Annotated in this window: 18 protein-coding genes; 7 read left to right on the forward strand and 11 right to left on the reverse strand. The window is 58.8% G+C overall.

Features of this window, described 5'->3' with window-relative positions:
- Positions 1-14 precede the first annotated feature (14 nt).
- From KIK84_RS10055 to KIK84_RS10070, 4 genes are read right to left on the reverse strand one after another with little or no spacing between them, the layout of a single operon-like run.
- The gene (locus KIK84_RS10055; protein WP_214122962.1) at positions 15-1,079 is read right to left on the reverse strand and encodes an HD domain-containing phosphohydrolase; all 1,065 of its coding nucleotides are present in this window, start codon (positions 1,077-1,079) and stop codon (positions 15-17) included.
- Positions 1,080-1,115: 36 nt separating this feature from the next.
- The gene (locus KIK84_RS10060) at positions 1,116-1,943 is read right to left on the reverse strand and encodes an enoyl-CoA hydratase/isomerase family protein (protein ID WP_214122963.1); all 828 of its coding nucleotides are present in this window, start codon (positions 1,941-1,943) and stop codon (positions 1,116-1,118) included.
- Positions 1,921-2,718, reverse strand: a complete 798-nt coding sequence (gene lgt / locus KIK84_RS10065) for a prolipoprotein diacylglyceryl transferase (protein ID WP_214122964.1) — start codon at positions 2,716-2,718, stop codon at positions 1,921-1,923. Before lgt ends, KIK84_RS10060 begins: the two co-directional genes overlap by 23 nt.
- Positions 2,719-2,742: 24 nt before the next feature.
- Positions 2,743-2,994: a TIGR04438 family Trp-rich protein gene (locus KIK84_RS10070; protein WP_214122965.1), complete on the reverse strand. Its 252-nt coding sequence runs from the start codon at positions 2,992-2,994 to the stop codon at positions 2,743-2,745.
- A gap of 99 nt (positions 2,995-3,093) precedes the next feature.
- Here KIK84_RS10070 and KIK84_RS10075 point away from each other — a divergent pair, with 99 nt between their 5' ends.
- Positions 3,094-3,405 carry a c-type cytochrome gene (locus KIK84_RS10075; RefSeq protein WP_214122966.1) on the forward strand — a complete coding sequence of 104 codons (312 nt, stop codon included), beginning with the start codon at positions 3,094-3,096 and terminating at the stop codon, positions 3,403-3,405.
- 95 nt (positions 3,406-3,500) lie between these two features.
- Here KIK84_RS10075 and acs read toward each other — a convergent pair whose 3' ends face one another.
- Positions 3,501-5,495 (reverse strand): acetate--CoA ligase, encoded by a 1,995-nt coding sequence (acs, locus tag KIK84_RS10080; protein ID WP_214122967.1) that lies wholly within the window; start codon positions 5,493-5,495, stop codon positions 3,501-3,503.
- Positions 5,496-5,626: 131 nt separating this feature from the next.
- Here acs and KIK84_RS10085 point away from each other — a divergent pair, with 131 nt between their 5' ends.
- Both KIK84_RS10085 and murI read left to right on the forward strand, forming a co-directional pair.
- Positions 5,627-7,177 (forward strand): fumarate hydratase, encoded by a 1,551-nt coding sequence (locus tag KIK84_RS10085; protein WP_214122968.1) that lies wholly within the window; start codon positions 5,627-5,629, stop codon positions 7,175-7,177.
- The gene (gene murI, locus KIK84_RS10090; protein ID WP_214122969.1) at positions 7,177-8,043 is read left to right on the forward strand and encodes a glutamate racemase; all 867 of its coding nucleotides are present in this window, start codon (positions 7,177-7,179) and stop codon (positions 8,041-8,043) included. The genes KIK84_RS10085 and murI overlap by 1 nt, the downstream gene beginning before the upstream one ends.
- A gap of 9 nt (positions 8,044-8,052) precedes the next feature.
- On the opposite strand, the gene KIK84_RS10095 is transcribed toward murI, so the two are convergent.
- The 6 genes from KIK84_RS10095 to KIK84_RS10120 are packed head-to-tail and all read right to left on the reverse strand — an operon-like array spanning position 8,053 to position 13,970.
- Positions 8,053-9,036 (reverse strand): isoaspartyl peptidase/L-asparaginase family protein, encoded by a 984-nt coding sequence (locus tag KIK84_RS10095; protein WP_214122970.1) that lies wholly within the window; start codon positions 9,034-9,036, stop codon positions 8,053-8,055.
- 16 nt (positions 9,037-9,052) lie between these two features.
- A complete protein-coding gene (locus KIK84_RS10100) occupies positions 9,053-9,793 on the reverse strand; it encodes an amino acid ABC transporter ATP-binding protein (RefSeq protein WP_284150484.1) in 741 nt (246 codons plus the stop codon).
- A gap of 3 nt (positions 9,794-9,796) precedes the next feature.
- Entirely contained in the window at positions 9,797-10,852 is a 1,056-nt protein-coding gene (locus KIK84_RS10105) for an amino acid ABC transporter permease (RefSeq protein ID WP_250207909.1), read from the reverse strand.
- Between the two features lie 10 nt (positions 10,853-10,862).
- Complete coding sequence (locus KIK84_RS10110; RefSeq protein ID WP_214122972.1) at positions 10,863-12,011, reverse strand: amino acid ABC transporter permease; 1,149 nt, start codon at positions 12,009-12,011, stop codon at positions 10,863-10,865.
- Positions 12,012-12,032: 21 nt separating this feature from the next.
- Positions 12,033-13,070 carry an amino acid ABC transporter substrate-binding protein gene (locus tag KIK84_RS10115; RefSeq protein ID WP_214122973.1) on the reverse strand — a complete coding sequence of 346 codons (1,038 nt, stop codon included), beginning with the start codon at positions 13,068-13,070 and terminating at the stop codon, positions 12,033-12,035.
- Between the two features lie 15 nt (positions 13,071-13,085).
- Positions 13,086-13,970 carry a MurR/RpiR family transcriptional regulator gene (locus tag KIK84_RS10120; protein WP_214122974.1) on the reverse strand — a complete coding sequence of 295 codons (885 nt, stop codon included), beginning with the start codon at positions 13,968-13,970 and terminating at the stop codon, positions 13,086-13,088.
- 154 nt (positions 13,971-14,124) lie between these two features.
- On the opposite strand from KIK84_RS10120, the gene metG reads away from it, so the two are divergent.
- From metG to KIK84_RS10140, 4 genes are read left to right on the forward strand one after another with little or no spacing between them, the layout of a single operon-like run.
- Complete coding sequence (metG, locus tag KIK84_RS10125) at positions 14,125-16,275, forward strand: methionine--tRNA ligase (RefSeq protein ID WP_214122975.1); 2,151 nt, start codon at positions 14,125-14,127, stop codon at positions 16,273-16,275.
- Positions 16,276-16,319: 44 nt separating this feature from the next.
- Positions 16,320-17,078, forward strand: a complete 759-nt coding sequence (locus KIK84_RS10130) for a YoaK family protein (RefSeq protein ID WP_214122976.1) — start codon at positions 16,320-16,322, stop codon at positions 17,076-17,078.
- A 50-nt stretch (positions 17,079-17,128) separates the two neighbouring features.
- Positions 17,129-18,754, forward strand: coding sequence for an L-aspartate oxidase (nadB, locus tag KIK84_RS10135; protein WP_214122977.1), 1,626 nt, complete (start codon positions 17,129-17,131; stop codon positions 18,752-18,754).
- A 33-nt stretch (positions 18,755-18,787) separates the two neighbouring features.
- Positions 18,788-19,420, forward strand: a complete 633-nt coding sequence (locus KIK84_RS10140; protein ID WP_214122978.1) for a DsbA family protein — start codon at positions 18,788-18,790, stop codon at positions 19,418-19,420.
- The last annotated feature ends 20 nt before the right edge of the window (positions 19,421-19,440 follow it).

The following is a 19,440-nucleotide window of genomic DNA, read 5'->3' on the forward strand; positions in this document are numbered from 1 at the left end:
CAGCTTGACGCAAGTCAACTGGCAGCCACGAGTGCTTGGCTGTCTTTGTAGCGCTCATGCACGACCAAAATCTCCTCCCAAGCATCCATGAAGGCTTTGATGCACATGGGGTCAAAATGTGCCCCTGCGTTTTCGTGCAACCAATCCACCGCCTCCTCCAAGGACCAAGCCCGCTTATAGGGGCGCGGAGAGGTGAGCGCATCGAACACATCGGCCACCGCGACAATGCGGCAAAAGAGCGGAATTTCATCTCCCTGCAACCCTTGCGGGTAGCCTGTGCCATTGAATTTTTCATGGTGCCCCAAGGCAATGATCGCTCCTGCTTGCAACACCTTGTTGTGGCTACCTTTGAGCAATTCATAGCCAAAGAATGCGTGCTTTTTCATCTGCTCAAACTCATCGAAGCTGAGCTTTCCGGGCTTGAGCAAGATGTGATCGGGAATCCCCACTTTTCCCAAGTCATGCATGGGGGCGGCTTCTAGCAGCAAGGTTTGTTCTTCCTCTGACAACCCCATGTACTTGCCTATAAGCCGGGAGTAATTGGCCATACGGATGATATGCCCACCGGTTTCAGGGTCACGGTACTCCGCCGCTTTGCACAAGCGCACTACCGTGTCACGTTCTCGTTCCAAAATCTCAGCCGTGGCTTTACTCACCTCTGCGGCCAGCAAGGCTGCGCGATCGGCCAATTGGTAGCGCGCTTCACTGAGCTGGAGCAAGTTGCGCACCCGTGCAATGAACTCCACTTTGTCCACGGGTTTGATCAAAAAATCATTGGCCCCTGCATCCAAAGCACGGTAGCGAATGTTTTTCTGATCACTGGCCGTGATCATGACAACTGGCACATCCATAAAACGTGGATGGGCACGCACCAAGCGCAAAAACTCAATTCCGTCGAGCTCGGGCATCATGTAATCGATGATGATGAGATCGACTTGCTGCTGTTGTTTGATCCAGTCACAAGCCACAGTCGACTGGGTGAATGTGTGGGCTACCGCATCGCCCAATTTGCCCACCATGGCCGCAAAAACCATCAAATTGATGTCCGAATCATCAACGATCAGCACATGCTGTTGCATAAAGGTTCCTCTATAAGCCAAGGCCCAAAGCCTATGTCATAGAGTGCCATCAAAACCCGCTTTGCGTTTGTGAACAAAAGCATCAATCCCTTCACGATGTTCGTCGCTGGCGGCATAGGCATAGGATGCAGCGCTGCCAGCAGCAGAAACGGCCCACACATCGTCATCCAGTGCCAACAGGGCCAATTTGCTCTGCGCCAATGCGTTAGGGGCCGCTTGCAGGAGCTTGCACAACAAGGCATCCAAACGCCCCACTAACTGCTCAGGCTCCACACAGTCCAGCAAAAAGCCCTGCTGCAGCAAACGCTCTGCTGGCAACACCTGCGCTGCCAGCAGCACCGCACGGGCTACTGATGTCCCTAATTGGCTGGCAACCAAGGCCATTTCTTTGGGTGCCATGGGAAAACCCAGCTTATTGATAGGCGCACCAAACTGGCTGCGGTCTGTGGCCAAGCGCAGATCGCTGGCGCAGGCTATCTCCAAGCCTCCGCCCATGCAGTAGCCATCGATACAGGCCACCACCGGCACGGGGCATTGGCGTATGGCTTGCAGCGCAGGCCATACCTCGTCTTCGTGAAAAGCGCGCAAACGCGCTGCATCAAAACGGAACTGCGGGTACTCAAAAATATCCCCACCCGCACTGAAATGTTGTCCTGCGCCGCGCAACACAATGGCCCGCACACCGACCTGCTGCGACACCGTCTGCACCTGCTCGCGCAAGGCCAACCACATGGCCCGTGACATGGCATTGCGTCGGGCTGGGGCATGCAACTCTATGAGCCAGACGGCACCATCGCCCCACTGGGGCGAGCACCAAGGGCGACTCTGGACGGTGCCCAGTTCAGGCACGCGCTCTGCGGTCATGCCACAACCATAGGACAGCACCGCCCACGATCATGGGTACACACAGCCATTGCCCCATGCTCATGCCCAAAGACAGCAAACCCAAGAAGGCATCGGGCTCGCGGAAAAATTCGGCTACAAAACGCATCACTCCATACCCCAGTAAAAACGCTGCAGCCACTTTGCCTGGGTCTTTGGCACGCGGTGCGTACCACCACAACACCACAAACAACAGCAAACCTTCCAGCAAGAATTGGTAAATCTGCGATGGGTGTCTTGGCACATTGCCAGCAGCTGGAAACACCATGGCCCACGGCAGTGATGCATCGGCCACCCGCCCCCACAACTCACCGTTGATGAAGTTACCCACACGGCCACTGGCCAGCCCAGTGGGCACGCAAGGGGCAACAAAGTCGGCCAATACCCAAAATGGAATGCCTCGGCGGTAGGCAAACAACACCATGGCTGCAATCACACCCAGCATGCCACCGTGAAAGCTCATGCCCCCTTGCCAAATAGCAAATACCTCCAGTGGATTGCTCAAGTAATACGCCGGTTTGTAAAACAGGCAGTAACCCAAGCGCCCCCCCAAAATGACCCCTGCCACGCCATAGAACAAGATGTCCTCCACCACCGCCTTATTCCAGCTCAAAGAAGCATAGGGTTCGTGGCGCAGCCGTAAGCGCCCCAATGCAATGAACAAAGCAAAAGCCACCAAATACGTAATGCCATACCAATGCACAGCCAAAGGCCCTAGACGGATAGCTACAGGGTCAAACCCGGGATACACCAACATGCTGTTCCTTCTCTCAATTACTATTTACTTGCGGCGCTTTTTTCCATCACCATAAATACCCAAAGCCTTGCGATCTCGCTCCAAGCGCTTTTCCTTGCGTTGCACTTCCCTCTCCATGGCCTTGCGCTTGGTGTAGCCAAAGTTATCGGCCCACAACCACCACACTACAGCTGCGCCAAATGGCAACAACACCTGCCACCACGCCCATGCAGCTACAGGCTCAATCCCCATGTATTTCAAAACCAGCAGTGCGACACCCAATACCAACAGATACATCGTTTGTTCTCCATCAAGTTTGCGTTTTGTCATGCCATGAACGGGCATCAACGCTCTAGAATGATCTCGTCTGACTGTAAACCACCCTGAGAGGTTCCCATGAAAAAGTCCCTTGCTGGCTTCACTTTTGTCTGTGCATCCTTGCTCGCATCCAGCCCCGCATGGGCCGATCAAGCTTTGGCCCAATCCAAAAACTGCATGGCCTGCCATGCCGTAGACAAAAAAGTAGTAGGCCCTGCATACAAAGATGTAGCAGCCAAATACAAAGGCGACAAAACGGCTGCCGCCAAGCTGGTCACCAAAGTCATGAAAGGTGGCAGCGGCGTATGGGGCCCCGTGCCCATGCCAGCCAACACGCAAGTCAATGAGGCCGAAGCCAAAAAGCTCGTGACCTGGATTTTGGGCCTCTGACCATTCACGCCCCCAAGCAAAAAACCGCTGCCTTTGCAGCGGTTTTTTTATGGGTGAACCGTGCTAAAAATAGCATGGTCGCGCGTATCGTGTACTCAATACGTCTGCCCCAACTGTCCCAAGATGGCGGGGTTTTCCAGCGTGCTGGTGTCTTGGGTGATGGTCTCGCCCTTGGCCAAAGCGCGCAGCAAGCGGCGCATGATCTTGCCCGAGCGGGTCTTGGGCAGGTTCTCCCCAAAGCGGATGTCCTTGGGTTTGGCAATCGGGCCAATTTCCTTGGCCACCCAGTCACGCAGCTCCTTGGCAATGGCCTTGGCCTCGTCACCAGCAGGCAGTGGGCGCTTGAGCACCACGAAAGCGCAAATAGCCTCGCCTGTCAGGTCGTCTGGACGGCCCACTACTGCGGCCTCGGCCACCAAATCGGTCTTGGCCACCAAGGCAGATTCGATCTCCATCGTGCCCATGCGGTGGCCCGACACGTTGAGCACATCATCAATGCGCCCGGTGATGCGGAAGTAGCCCCGATCTTCGCTGCGCACCGCGCCGTCACCAGCCAAGTAGTAGCCCTTGAGCTCTTCGGGGAAGTAGCTCTTCTTGAAACGCTCAGGGTCACCCCAAATGGTGCGGATCATGGAAGGCCATGGGCGCTTAATGACCAAGATGCCACCTGCGCCATTGGGCATTTCATTGCCCGATTCGTCCACGATGGCGGCCATGATGCCGGGCAGCGGCAGCGTGCAGCTACCGGGCACCAGCGGGGTAGCGCCGGGCAGCGGCGTCATCATGTGGCCGCCCGTTTCGGTTTGCCAGAAGGTATCCACGATGGGGCAGCGCTCCCCACCCACATGGCGGTAGTACCACATCCAGGCTTCGGGGTTGATGGGTTCCCCCACCGAACCGAGAATGCGCAGCGAGGACAAATCGCTCTGGTTGGGGTGTACCGCTGCATCGGTCTCCGAGGCCTTGATGAGGGAGCGTATAGCCGTTGGCGCGGTGTAAAAAATGGTGACCTTGTGTCGCTCAATCATTTGCCAGAAGCGGCCCGCGTTGGGGTAAGTTGGTACCCCTTCAAAAATGATCTGCGTGGCCCCCGCTGCCAGTGGGCCATAGGCCACGTAGCTGTGCCCCGTGATCCAACCAATGTCGGCCGTGCACCAGAACACATCGTGGGGTTTGAGGTCAAACGTCCAGTCCATGGTGAGCTTGGCCCACAGCACATAGCCGCCCGTGGAGTGCTGCACGCCCTTGGGTTTGCCGGTAGAGCCCGATGTGTAGAGGATAAACAGCGGGTGCTCTGCCCCCACCGCCACGGGTGGGCACACCGTGCTGTGGCCTGCCAGCGCTTGGGCAAAGGTCTTGTCGCGCCCTGCCACCATATTGCAGGCCGTGGCGGTGCGCTCGAACACGTACACCGTCTTGACCGACTCACAACCGCCCATGCCAATGCCTTCATCCACAATGGCCTTGAGCGGCAGTTCCTTGCCGCCGCGCATTTGGTAGTTGCTGGTAATCACTGCCACAGCACCCGCGTCTTGGATACGCTCTTGCAGCGCCTTGGCCGAGAAGCCGCCAAACACGACACTGTGCGTCGCGCCGATGCGGGCGCAGGCCTGCATGGCAATCACGCCTTCCAGCGTCATGGGCATGTAAATCAGCACGCGGTCACCCTTTTGGATGCCGTCGGCCTTGAGCGCGTTGGCAAACTGGCTCACGCGCTCCAGCAACTCTTTGTAGGTGGTTTTGGTGACTTTGCCGTCATCGGCCTCAAAAATCACCGCCACCTTGTTTTCGGTGGGCGTGCCCATGTGCTTGTCCAAGCAGTTGGCGCTGGCATTGAGCTCGCCGTCCTCAAACCACTTGTAAAACGGTGCTTGGCTCTCGTTGAGCACAGTGCTAAAGGGCTTGTTCCACACCACGTTTTCACGGGCGAGGCGGCCCCAAAATCCGGTGAAGTCTTGCTCCGCCTCAGCGCACAAAGCCTTGTAAGCGGACATGCCTGAAATGCGGGCGCTCTTGACGAGTTCAGCATTGGGTTCGAATACGCGGTTCTCAACCAGCACCGACTGAATGGCGGAAGATGGGGTCGTCATGAAGTGTCTCCGATGTGTTTATAGGAATACCGTAGGCTTGATGCTGCTAGTCAGGTCTTACATATGACTGACTGTAAGCCCCGTCTATTTGGCTACACTTGCCTCGTTTTCCCTAATACGAGACTATCTCCATGACCACCATTCGCCAAGAAGACCTCATCGAGTCCGTAGCCGGCGCGCTGCAGTACATCAGCTACTACCACCCCACTGACTACATCGCCCATTTGGCCCGTGCCTATGAGCGTGAACAGTCACCAGCGGCCAAGGATGCCATGGCGCAAATCCTGACCAACAGCAAGATGAGCGCGCTGGGCCACCGCCCCATTTGCCAGGACACGGGCATCGTCAACGTGTTCCTGAAGGTGGGCATGAATGTGCGTTGGGAAGGCTTTACTGGCAGCTTGGAAGACGCCATCAACGAAGGTGTTCGCCGTGGCTACAACCACCCAGACAACACCCTGCGCGCCAGCGTCGTGAACGATCCGCAATTTGCCCGCAAAAACACCAAAGACAACACTCCCGCCGTTATCTTCACGCAAATCGTGGCTGGCGACACCGTGGACATCACCGTCGCAGCCAAGGGTGGCGGCTCGGAAAACAAGAGCAAGATGATCATGATGAACCCCAGCGACAACTTGGTGGACTGGGTTCTGAAGACTGTGCCCACCATGGGTGCAGGCTGGTGCCCACCGGGCATGCTGGGCATCGGCATTGGTGGTACCGCTGAGAAAGCTGTGCTGCTGGCCAAAGAAAGCCTGATGGACGACCTCAATATGTACGAACTGCAGGCCAAGTCCGCCCGTGGTGAAAAGCTCGACCAAGTGGAAGAACTGCGCCTGGAGCTGTACGAGAAGGTCAACGCATTGGGCATTGGCGCCCAAGGTTTGGGCGGCTTGACCACCGTGCTGGATATCAAGATCAAGATGTACCCGACCCACGCAGCCAGCAAGCCCGTGGCCATGATCCCCAACTGCGCCGCCACCCGCCACGCCCACTTTGTGCTGGACGGCTCTGGCCCCGTGTACCTGGACGCACCTAGCTTGGACCTGTGGCCCAAGGTGGACTGGACCCCCAACACCGAAACCAGCAAGCGCGTGGATCTGAACAAGCTGACCAAGGAAGAAGTGGCCAGCTGGAAGCCCGGCCAAACCCTGCTGCTCAACGGCAAGATGCTGACGGGCCGCGACGCCGCGCACAAACGCATCCAAGACATGCTGAGCAAGGGCGAAAAACTGCCCGTGGACTTCACCAACCGCGTCATCTACTACGTCGGCCCCGTGGATCCTGTGAAGGACGAAGCCGTGGGCCCCGCTGGCCCCACCACCGCCACCCGCATGGACAAGTTCACCGACATGATGCTGGCCCAAACCGGCCTGATCGCCATGGTGGGCAAGGCCGAGCGTGGCCCCACCGCCATCGAAGCCATCAAGAACCACAAGAGCGCTTACCTCATGGCCGTGGGCGGTGCGGCTTACCTCGTGTCCAAAGCCATCAAGGCCGCCAAGGTGGTGGGCTTTGAAGACTTGGGCATGGAAGCCATTTACGAGTTCGACGTGGTGGACATGCCCGTCACCGTGGCCGTGGATGCAGGCGGCACCAGCGCCCACATCACCGGGCCTGAGCAGTGGCAAAAACGCATTGCCAGCGGCGAGTTCAAGAACATCGCCATCAGCAGCAACTGATGCCACAGGCCACGCAGGTGACAGCGCCTATAGGTGTGTTCGACAGCGGGGTGGGCGGCCTCAGTGTGCTGCGCGCCCTGCTGGCCGAGCTACCGCACGAGCGCTTCATCTACGTGGCCGACAGTGGCTTTGCGCCCTACGGAACCCAAAGCGAAGCCTATGTGGTCGAGCGCAGCCTGCACATTGCCCACTGGTTGGCCGAGCAACACCGCACCAAAGCGCTGGTCGTGGCCTGCAACACGGCCACTGCAGCCGCCATACAGCAGCTGCGCCAAGGCTTTGCCCACATGCCCTTGGTCGGCATGGAGCCGCCCATCAAACCCGCAGCAGCGCTGAGCCGCACGGGCGTGGTGGGGGTGCTGGCCACCCGCGTCACCCTGGCCAGCCACAAGTTCCAGCACCTGCTGGAGCGCATGCCTGGCACCGTGCGCTACCGCCTGCAGCCCTGCGACGGTTTGGTGGAAGCTATCGAACGCCAAGATGCTACAAAAATAAGAGCACTCTGCGCCCACTACACGGCTGCGCTGGGCCAATTTGGCCATGACAACGGCGCCATAGACACACTGGTACTGGGTTGCACCCACTACCCCTTTGTGGCCGATGTGCTGCGCGACTGCGTGGGCCCCGAAGTGCGCCTCATCGACGCCGGCCAACCCGTGGCCCGGCACACCCACCACTTGCTGGCCACACACCAGCCCCTGCTGCTCAGCACAGCGCCCATGACCAGTGGCACTGTGCCCCTAGGACAGCGCGTGGACTTCTACACCAGCGGTCAACCCGCAGAACTCGACCAAGCGGTGCAGCGCTGGTTGGGCTTGGACGCCAAAGCCCAAGCTTTAACGCCCACCGCCGCACACACCGATTAAGGACGCCGATTAAGGCGATCCCGCCGTTTGCACATCGGCAAAAATGGCCGATTGGATGGATTGCCCTTCACGCACCCATGCGCGGTACATGCCTTTGGAGTTGTAGGGCATGCTCACGTTGCCATCGCGATCAATTGCCACCAGCCCACCCACCCCTCCGAGCGGGGCCACGGTTTCGGACAAGGCTTGCGCTGCAGCAGCATCCAAAGGGCTGCCCGCATAGACCATGCGGGCGTGGATGTCGTGGGCCAAGCAGGCACGCAAAAACTGCTCACCCGTGCCGGTGGCAGAGACAGCGCAACTGGCGTTATTGGCATACACACCAGCGCCCACCACCGGGGTGTCACCAATGCGACCGGGCATTTTGTTGGTCATGCCACCTGTAGAGGTAGCAGCGGCCAAATTGCCACTCTGATCCAGAGCCACAGCGCCAACGGTGCCAAAACGCGAATCACTCTTTGACACCGTTAAGGCATCATGGTCGAGCACAGCCCGATTGCCTGCATGGGCTTGCACCGTGCGCAATTGTTCGCGTCGTGCTTCGGTTGAAAAATACGACTGCTCCACCTGCTCCAGCGCATGCTGGGCCGCCAGCGCCGCTTCCCCATGGACGCCTACCAGTACACACCGCTCATCCTTCATGACTGCCAATGCACCCAGTACAGGATTGCGCAAAGTGCGCATGCCCGCTACTGCACCAGCTTTGAGGGTTTGACCATCCATGATGCTGGCATCGAGTTCATGCTCGGCATTGGCGTTGAAAACGGCTCCATGTCCTGCGTTGAACAGCGGACAGTCCTCCAGTGACTGCACGCTGGCTGTCACCGCCTGCAATGCCGAACCGCCCGCTTGCAGCACCTGCTCCCCTGCAAGCACCGCAGCTTGTAGCGCAGCGTGGTAAGCGGCCTCCACCTCCGGATTGCCGGGTTTGATCGTACCGGCTCCACCATGCACAGCCAGCGCGTACGAAGTTACTTGTTTGTCTTTTTTCATTGTTGGCGTGCGGGGTTTAATGGGTGTTGATCTTGCCGAGGAAGGCCTTGGTGCGATCGCTTTGCGGTTGGTCAAAAAACAGCTCCGGGGGCTGCACTTCAATGATGCGTCCTGCCTCCATGAAGACCACCCGGTCAGCGACTTTGCGCGCAAAGCCCATCTCGTGCGTCACCACAATCATGGTCATACCCTCTTGGGCCAAGGTGAGCATCACATCGAGCACCTCTCCCACCATTTCAGGATCAAGGGCTGATGTCGGCTCATCAAACAGCATCAACTGCGGTTGCATGGCCAAAGCGCGCGCAATCGCCACGCGCTGCTGCTGACCACCCGACAACTGGCCGGGAAATTTATGGGCTTGTTCCGCAATGCGAACACGCTCAAGCAAGGCCATAGCGCGCTCACGCGCAGCAACAGGCGTTGCAGACTTCACCAGCATGGGGGCCAACATCACGTTGTCCAACACGGTGAGGTGTGGAAACAAATTGAACTGCTGGAACACCATGCCAATGCCTTCGCGCGCTGCAACCGCTTCACGAGAGTCATCCAAGGTCACACCGTTGAAGCTGATCGTCCCACCATCGTGGCGTTCAATGCGATTGACACAACGAATCAATGTGGACTTGCCAGAACCGGAAGGGCCGCAAATCACAATTTTTTCACCCCGATGCACGTCCAACGAGCAATCGTGCAAAGCATGAAAACTACCAAACCATTTGTGCATCCCATCGATGCGCAGCAAAGGAGAATTACTCATAAATCATTTCAGCGCGTAGCGCCGTTCCAAAAATCGCCCATAAATTGCCAAGCCCAAACCCATGGTCAAGTAAATAGCCCCGACAAAGAGGTACATCTCCACGAAGTAAGGACGCCACTGGGCATCGCTCAGAGCCAGCTTCAAGGCACCCGTGATGTCATAGAGATTGACGATCATGACCAGCGAGGTGTCTTTCAGCGCGCCGATGAACACATTCACAGTAGGCGCAATACCCACGCGCAGTGCCTGTGGCAACACAACGCGCGACAAGGTTTGCCACTTGCTCAGACTCAAGGCATGCGCAGCCTCGGTTTGACCTTTGGCCACCGACTGCAAGCCACCACGAAACACCTCGGCCAAATACGCTGCCACAAACATGCACAGGCAAATGGCTATCCGAATCATGGCGTCAAAGCGCCAGCTTGGCGGCAACACGATAGGCAACACAAATACGCCAAAAAACAGCAAGGTCACCAAAGGAACGCCACGCACCAACTCGATATAGCCCGTGGCCAACCAGCGCAAAACTGGCAATTGGCTGCGGCGTGACAAGGCCAAGACCATGGCCAACGGCGCACCCAGCAGGCAAGCAAATACGGTAAGGAATACCGTCAAAGGCAAACCACCCCACAGATCGGTAGGTACAGGCGTCAAATCGGCAAAGCCCCCAGCCATCAAGAGGACAAAAGCCACCAACGCTGCAGCAAGCAACGCAATGCCTACACGGCCAAAAAACCTTGGCAGAGCCGCCAACAGCACGCCAGAGAGCAACAACAGGGTTGCCACCAAGGGACGCCACTGTTCACCCGCAGGGTAGCGACCAAACAAAACCAAGCGGTGCTTTTCCAGCACCACGGCCCAGCACGCCCCCGCTCCTGCGCGGCAAGCCAGAGGGTCTTGCCCCCCCATGCTGTGCAACACCCCCCATGACAAGGTGTGCCACACCAGATAGGCCAAGGCCATCAACAAGCTTATAGACACCAGACTGGATGCGGGGCTTGCAAACCATTCTTGGCGTATGCGCCCTCCAATACTTGGGCGTGCAGGTGGATTCAACATAGCCGACATCTCAACGCTCCCTCAACTGAACACGCTTATTGACCCATCCCATCACCAAAGCAGTACAGAGATTGAGCGTTAAGTAAACCAACGCAATGATGGCCACGCACTCAATGGCCTGACCATTTTGGTTCATCGACGTGGTCGTGATGGACACAATGTCGGGATACCCCACTGCCACGGCCAATGAAGACCCCTTCAAGGTATTCATGATCAAGCTCGTGTAGGGGGGCACGATCACGCGCAGGCTTTGCGGCAAGATAACCCGCACCAGCATCTGGGCACGCGACATACTCAGGGCATGGCACGCCTCCCACTGTCCTTTGTGCACCGCTTGGATACCGCCGCGCACAATCTCCGCGCAATAAGCCCCCGAGTACAAGGTGAGCGCCGCCACCACCGACAACCATTCAGGACTCAGTGCTGCTCCACCAGCCACGCCAAAAGCACCTTGACTTGGTAACTCCCAGCCAGCAGGTTGCAGCACCCACAGCCCTACCAAAGCCGCGCATACCACCAGTTGCCACAGCGCACGCCAAGCCATGCGCTGCATGGAGCTAAAGCGCCACACTGCAGCAGGTATCAGCAGCGTAGCGACCAGCAACACCAGCACGACGTACCAAGGCGCATCGGGTATGGCCACTGCCAAGCCACCTTTGCTGATGAATGCAGCGCTACCCAAGGCAATCGGATCGGCACTGTCGGGCAATGTTTCAGTGATCACGAAATACCACATCAACACCTGCACCAACAAAGGCACGTTGCGCACCACGTCTACATAGCATCGCGCCACGCTGCGCACCAGCGCATTGCGACTGATAAGTCCAACGCCTACCGTAAACCCGAGCAAACTGGCCAACACAATGGCGGGTATAGCTGCACGCATGGTGTTCACCATGCCGACGGCAAAAGCACGCAAAGTGCTATCGCCAATCTCGTAAGCCACTATGCTCTCAGAGATAGAAAAGCCCGCCGTGTCTTGGAGAAAGCCAAAGCCAGAGCCAATGTGGCGAGCCGCCAAATTGCTCCATGCATTGAAGACAAACCAGCCCAAGAGGCCAACGACCACCACCAACACCACCAGCTGCAACGACACAGTGTGCCAATGGCGCTGGGGAGTGGGAGGGCGTGACTGCGCCGCGTCAGAAACCTTGGTCATAACACATCTACCCCAATTGGCTTAGCGCAGGGGAGGAGACATCATCAAACCACCCTTGGTCCACAAATTCATGCGGCCACGTGGCAGTTTGAACTTGGAGCCCTGCCCCAAGTTGCGTTCGAAACTCTCACCATAGTTACCAACCGTTTTGACGATGCGGTAGCTCCATTCCTTGTCCAAGCCCAAGAACTTGCCCATGTCATCACCTGATCCCACAAAGCGCTTGATCGCAGGTTCTGCACTGCTGGCTTTGAGGTTGTCGATATTGGCAGAGGAGATACCCAATTCTTCGGCTTCAACCATGGCGTAGAGTGTCCAGCGTGCAATCGCAAACCACTCGTCATCCCCACGGCGCACAGCAGGGCCAAGGGGTTCTTTGGAGATGATTTCGGGCAAGATGACATAGTTGTCGGGATCCTTCAAAACTTGGGCTTTGAGCACCGCCAAAGCACCGTAGTCATTGGTGTAGGCTTGGCAACGCCCACTGCCCAAGGCTTGCTGCGAAGCCTCCTCTTGGTCAAACACCACGGCCTTGTAAGCCATCTTGTTTGCTTTGAAATAATCGGCCAAATTCTTTTCAGTCGTGCTGCCAGATTCCACGCAAATGGTGGCACCAGCCAACTGTTTCACACTGTTCAAGCCGGGCTTTTTGCGCACCAAAAATGCCTGCCCGTCATAGAAGTTAATCCCCACCCAAGCCAAGCCCAAGGCAGCGTCACGGTTGAATGTCCATGTTGTATTGCGCGCCAAGACATCAATCTCACCGCTTTGCAAAGCCGTGATGCGCGTTTGCCCGCTGGTTGGTACGAACTTCACTTTATTGGCATCACCCAGCACCCCCGCTGCCAGCGCACGGCAGTAGTCCACATCCAAACCACTCCAGTTGCCCGCACTGTCGGTCAATGCAAAACCTGGGCGACCGGTATGCACACCACAGGTCACCACCCCTTTGCTTTTGATGCCATCCAGTATCTTGCCTGCATGGGCAGTTGGGATTGCTGCCAACGAAAACACCGCCGCCAGCGATGTGGTGCACAAAAGTGATCGAGAGAAGTTCATAGGACAAGACCCTTTCTATTTAATGGGGGAAGAGGAATCGGAAGCTTTGAAAGTCAGGTACTCATGCACCATGTCTGCGAAGTTCGCGGCAATCTGGGCTACGTGTGGATTGGCCCGCATCACCTCTGTGACCAAGACTTCGCTGAGTAACTGCATACAGACCCAGCTAGAGGGAAGCACCGGGTGTTCAGAAGGTGCCACCAGCACACTGTCAGCGAAAGCTGCCAAGGGCGCTGCAGGTGAATCCACCATGGCAATCACATGCGCACCATGCTCGCGCGCAAAGCGCGCCAAGCCCAAGGTACTGCGCGAATAGCGGGGCAATGACAAGGCCACCAGCACATCGGTCTTTCCCACTCCTTGCAGCAATGCGGCACTGCGCTCGGTGCCACCACTCAAACCAAGTGAAATCACCGCGTCCAAATAGGGGGCCAAAGCGTCCGACAACCAGTGCGCCATGTGCGCTGTCAGCCCCAAGCCCAAGACGTAGACGCGACGCGCTTGCATGAGCGTGCTCACTGCCTGCTCAATATCCTTGGTTGCGGTATCACGCACCATGCGATCCAGATTGGTTTGGGCAATGCGCACATGGTTGGCTGGCGGCTTGAGATCGTTGTGTGACAAACCGGCACGCAACTTTTGAACCGGATCCACTGCCGCGCGCAGTTCACGCGCCAGTGCGGCCTTCAATTCAATGAAACCGCTATAGCCAGCTTGGCGTGCCAAGCGATTCACACTGGCCGTTGAACTGCCCGAAGCTTTGGCTATCTCTTCAATCCCCAGCATGGCCCCTTGCACGGCATTGCGCAAAAGCCAGTCAGCCACAGCAGCCAATGCTGGGGGGAGCGTGGGCGCAACCTCCCGAAGTCGATTCAATGGTGAGTCATTAGCCATGGTCATACACCCCGCACTATGAAAGTTTATTTACAAAAAGTCAATCACTGCATAAAAATATTTTCACACCATAAAAACCCTTTCCAAGCAGCAGCGGCGCCCCAGCATCCACCCGACTAAAATCCCCAGCTTTGCCCCTCCACAAGAAGCGTTTCCTGCAATGACTACACGCCAGCGCCAGCTTTTCGTCACCACCGCCCTGCCCTATGCCAATGGTCACTTCCACATCGGCCACATCATGGAATACATCCAGGCCGATATTTGGGTGCGTTACCAGCGCATGCAGGGCCATGCGGTGAACTTCGTTGGCGCTGACGACACGCACGGCGCGCCCATCATGATCGCGGCTGAAAAGGCCGGTAAAACGCCGGAGCAATTCGTGGCCGACATCGCCGCCGGACGCCCGCAGTACCTGAACGGCTTTCACATCAGCCACGACAACTGGCACAGCACCCACTCCAGCGAAAACACCGAGCTGGCCAAGCAGATTTACCGCGACCTCCAGGCCACGGGCCTGATCGAAACCCGCACCATCGAACAGTTCTTCGACCCCGAGAAGGCCATGTTCCTGCCCGACCGCTACATCAAAGGCGAGTGCCCCAAGTGCCACGCCCAAGACCAGTACGGCGACAACTGCGAGGTGTGCGGCTCGGTGTACGCGCCCACCGACCTCATCAACCCCTTCTCGGCCCTGTCTGGTGCCAAGCCGGTGCTGAAAAACTCTGAGCACTTTTTCTTCAAACTGTCCGACCCACGCTGCGTGGAGTTTTTGCAGAACTGGACCCAAGACGGCAAGCTGCAGCCCGAGGTGGCCAACAAGGTGAAGGAATGGTTCACCGTGCGCACCAACCCCGACGGCAGCCAAAGCGAAGGCCTGGGCGACTGGGACATTAGCCGCGACGCGCCCTACTTCGGCATCGAAATTCCCGATGCGCCGGGCAAATACTTTTACGTGTGGCTGGACGCGCCCGTAGGCTATTTGGCCTCGCTGAAAAACCTGCTGGACAAGCGCGGCCAAAGCTATGCCGACTACATGGCCAACCCCGAGGTGGAGCAGTACCACTTCATCGGCAAAGACATCGTCACCTTCCACACCCTGTTCTGGCCCGCCATGCTGCACTTCAGCGGCCGCAAAACGCCCAACAGCGTGTTCGTGCACGGCTTTCTGACCGTGAACAACGGCGAAAAAATGAGCAAAAGCCGTGGCACGGGCCTAGACCCACTCAAGTACCTCAAGCTGGGCATGAACCCCGAGTGGCTGCGCTACTACCTGGCCGCCAAACTCTCCAGCCGCAACGAAGACATCGACTTCAACGCCGACGACTTCATGGCGCGCGTCAACAGCGATTTGATTGGCAAGTACGTCAATGTAGCCAGCCGCGCAGCAGGCTTTTTGACCAAGCGCTTTGACGGCCAAGTGGCCCAGCAACTCAGTGCCGACGGCCAAGCCTTGGTGGACAAGCTGCACGCCGCCCGCGACACACTGGCCGCGCTGTACGAAGAGCGCGACTACGGCAAAGCCATGAAAGAAATCATGCTGCTGACCGACGCCGTGAACAGCTACACCGACGTGGTCAAGCCCTGGGACTTGGCCAAGCACGCCGACAAAGTGGCCGAGCTGCACGACGCCTGCTCGGTGCTGGTGAACTGCTTTGCCATCCTGACCCGCTACCTGGCCCCCGTGCTGCCGCAGTTGGCCGCGCAAGTGGGCCCCTTTGTGGGCCAAGACATGACCCGCTGGGACGCAGCCGCCCCCGTGCAGCGCATCCAGCCCTACCAGCACCTGATGCAGCGCGTCACGCCCGAGCAGCTCGATGCTTTGTTCGAAGTAGCAGCCGCCGCAGAAAAAGAACCAAAACAGGCTGCAAAGCCCGCCAGTACTGCTGGAGGCGCTAGCAAAACTGTAGCACCCACTGCCGACCCCAACGCTCCCGGTGGCGAGGCCTTAGCACCCACCATTGGCATTGAGGACTTTGCCAAGATCGACCTGCGCATCGCAAAGATACTGGCCTGCGAAGCGGTGGAAGGCTCCACCAAGCTGTTGCGCCTCACGCTGGACATGGGCGAGAAAAACGCAGAAGGCCAAGCCACCACGCGCAACGTGTTCAGCGGCATTGCCAGCATGTACCAGCCTGAGCAACTGGTGGGCAAGCTCACCGTGCTGGTGGCCAACCTGGCTCCGCGCAAGATGAAGTTTGGCATCAGCGAAGGCATGGTGCTGGCCGCCAGCCATGCCGACGAGAAAACCCACCCCGGCATTTACGTGCTGGAGCCCTTCCCCGGTGCCCAGCCCGGCATGCGCATCCACTAAGCCACCCAGCCCCGCAACGAACCAAAACGCAGTCCACCGGCCCCATGTTCAGCCACTACCGCCAATGGACTGCCCCCGAGCGCAGTCGCAAGACCAACTACCAGTTGGGCGTGGCGCTGTGCTTTGTGGCCGGGGCGACCAACGCCGGGGGCTTTTTGGCCGTGGGCCAGTACACCTCGCACATGTCGGGCATGGTCTCTGGCGTGGCCGATGCGTTGGTACTGTCGCACTGGGCGTTGGTGGCCAGTGGCGCAGCGGCCGTGCTGGCCTTTGTGATGGGTGCCATGACAACGGCGTGGATGGTCAACTGGGCCTTGCGCCGCCAGCTGCGCAGCGCCTACGGGCGGCCCTTGCTGATCGAGGCGTTTTTGCTGCTCATGTTTGGCCTCTTTGGTGCCGCAATCGATGCCTTTGGTGTGGGTTTTGTGCCCCCCACGGTGCTGCTGCTGTGCTACATCATGGGGTTGCAAAACGCGCTCATCACCAAAATATCGCGGGCCGAAATCCGCACCACCCACGTCACCGGCCTCATCACCGACCTGGGCATAGAACTGGGCAAGCTCACCTACATCAACCGCCTGACCCGCGAAAACTTGGTGCAGGCCGATTTCAAAAAAATGCGCATCCTCATGGCACTGATCAGTGCCTTTTTTGTCGGCGGCATGCTGGGCGCTTGGGGCTTTCAGCGTTTTGGCTACATCGCCACGTTGCCCTTGTCAGCCCTGTTGGTGCTGCTGGTGTGGTGGCCTGTGATGGACGATGCCCGCCAGTGGCTGCACAAACTCACCCATCCGCACCACTGAAGGCCCACCACCCGACCGTCTTCTTACAGCTTTTGCACGTTTTTGTTGGCATGACTACTTCCTCCCCCTCTCCTTCTGTGGCTGGCGCTGTGCGCAGCGATTACGACGTGCTCATCGTCGGCAGCGGCTTGGCGGGCCTGAGCTGCGCGCTCATGCTGGCCGACCAGTTTGACGTGGCCATCCTCACCAAACGCGGCGTGGCCGAAGGCTCCAGTGGCTGGGCGCAAGGCGGTATTGCCGCTGTTTGGGACAAGAACGACAGCTTTGCCGCCCACGTGGACGACACGCTGGTGGCAGGCGCTGGCCTCTGCGACCGCACTGCCACCGAATTTGTGGTGCAGCACGCGCCCGAATCCATCGCCTGGCTGCAAAGCCTGGGCGTGCCTTTTTCGAAAGAAGACGGTCATCTGCACCTCACCCGCGAAGGCGGCCACAGTGCGCGGCGCATCGTCCACGTGACCGATGCCACGGGCGCTGCAGTGCAAAAAACCCTCATCGAGCGCGTGCGCCAGCACCCGCGCATCCACGTGCTGGAAGGCCACACGCTGGTGGACCTCATCACCAGCCGCAAGCTGGGCCTGCCCGGCCCGCAGCGCTGCGTGGGCCTGTACGCCCACCACGACGAGAGCGACAGCGTGCACAGCTTTCGCGCCCAGCACACCATTTTGGCCACGGGCGGCGCGGGCAAGGTGTACCTGTACACCACCAACCCCGACACCGCCACGGGCGACGGCATTGCCGCTGCGTGGCGCGCAGGCTGCCGGGTGCAGAACATGGAGTTCATCCAGTTCCACCCCACCTGCCTGTACCACCCGCATGCCAAGAGCTTTCTCATCAGCGAAGCCGTGCGCGGCGAAGGCGGCAAGCTGCTGCTGCCACCCTCGGCAGGGGGCAAGCGCTTCATGCTCGACCACGACGAGCGCGCTGAACTGGCCCCGCGCGACATCGTGGCCCGCGCCATCGACTTCGAGATGAAAAAAGGCGGCTACGACTGCGTGTATCTGGACATATCGCACCAGCCGCTGGCGTTTTTGCAAGAGCACTTCCCCAATATCTACGCCCGCTGCTTGGAGCTGGGCATAGACATATCCAAAGAGCCCATTCCCGTGGTGCCCGCCGCGCACTACACCTGCGGCGGCGTGTGGACTGACCTGGACGCCCGCACCGACCTAGCAGGCCTGTACGCCGTGGGTGAGACCGCCTGCACAGGCTTGCACGGGGCCAACCGTTTGGCATCCAATTCGCTCGTAGAGTGCATGGTGTTTGCTAAGGCCGCTACCAAAACCATAGCAAAAAACCACCAATGCAACGCCAGCTTGCCCACCCTGCCTGCGTGGGACGACAGCCGCGTGACCGATGCCGACGAGTCGGTCGTCATCTCGCACAACTGGGACGAGCTGCGCCGCTTCATGTGGGACTACGTGGGCATCGTGCGCACCAACAAACGGCTGGAGCGTGCTGCCCACCGCATTGCGCTCTTGCAAGCCGAGATTGCCGAGTTCTACGCCCACTTCCACGTCAGCCGCGACTTGCTGGAGCTGCGCAACCTGGTGCAAGTGGCCGACCTGATCGTCAAAAGTGCCCAAGCCCGCCATGAGAGCCGGGGACTGCACTACAGCCGCGACTACCCCAAACTATTGCCCCAAGCTTTGCCCACCACATTGGTGCCACGCTGACCGAATAATGGCCGCACCCTCTACCCCAGCGCTATGAGCAACAAAACCCTCCACTACCTCCTCGACCCCCTGTGCGGCTGGTGCTACGCCGCAGGCCCACTGGCCAAAGCCTTGCACGAGCAAGGCATACCGGTGCAGCTACACGCTGGCGGCTTGTTCGACCGCCAAACCATGCCAGAGCACATGCGCGCCTACGTGCGCCAAGCCGATGCCCGCATCTCCGCCATGACCGGCCAGCCCTTGGGCCAAGCCTATCTGCAAGGCCTGCTCAACCGCGCCGACACCGTGCTGGACTCGCTGCCCCCCATTGCCGCCCTGCTGGCCGCCCAAGAGCTCGACCCCGCACGGGGCCTGCCCATGCTGCACGCGCTGCAAACAGCGCGCTGGGTCGATGGGCTAGAGATCGTCGATAGCGCCGTGCTGCAACAACTGGCCGTGCAACTGGGCCTAGACGGAGCCACTTTCGAGGCCGCGCTGCAGCGCCAGTTGCAAGGCGATGCGCAAGACCACATCGACGCCACCCGCCGCTTTATGGGGGCCGTGGGCGTGCAAGGCTTTCCGGGCTTTGTGCTGCGCAGCGAGCAAGGCGCGCAAGTGCTCAACCACTCTCGTTTCTATGGCCACGCCAACGAATGGGTCCAGCACATCCAAACCACGCTGGCCTAAGCGCCCCCACCCTCCTACCA

It is taken from the genome of Curvibacter sp. CHRR-16, assembly GCF_018474005.1.
Lineage (GTDB): Bacteria > Pseudomonadota > Gammaproteobacteria > Burkholderiales > Burkholderiaceae_C > Allorhodoferax.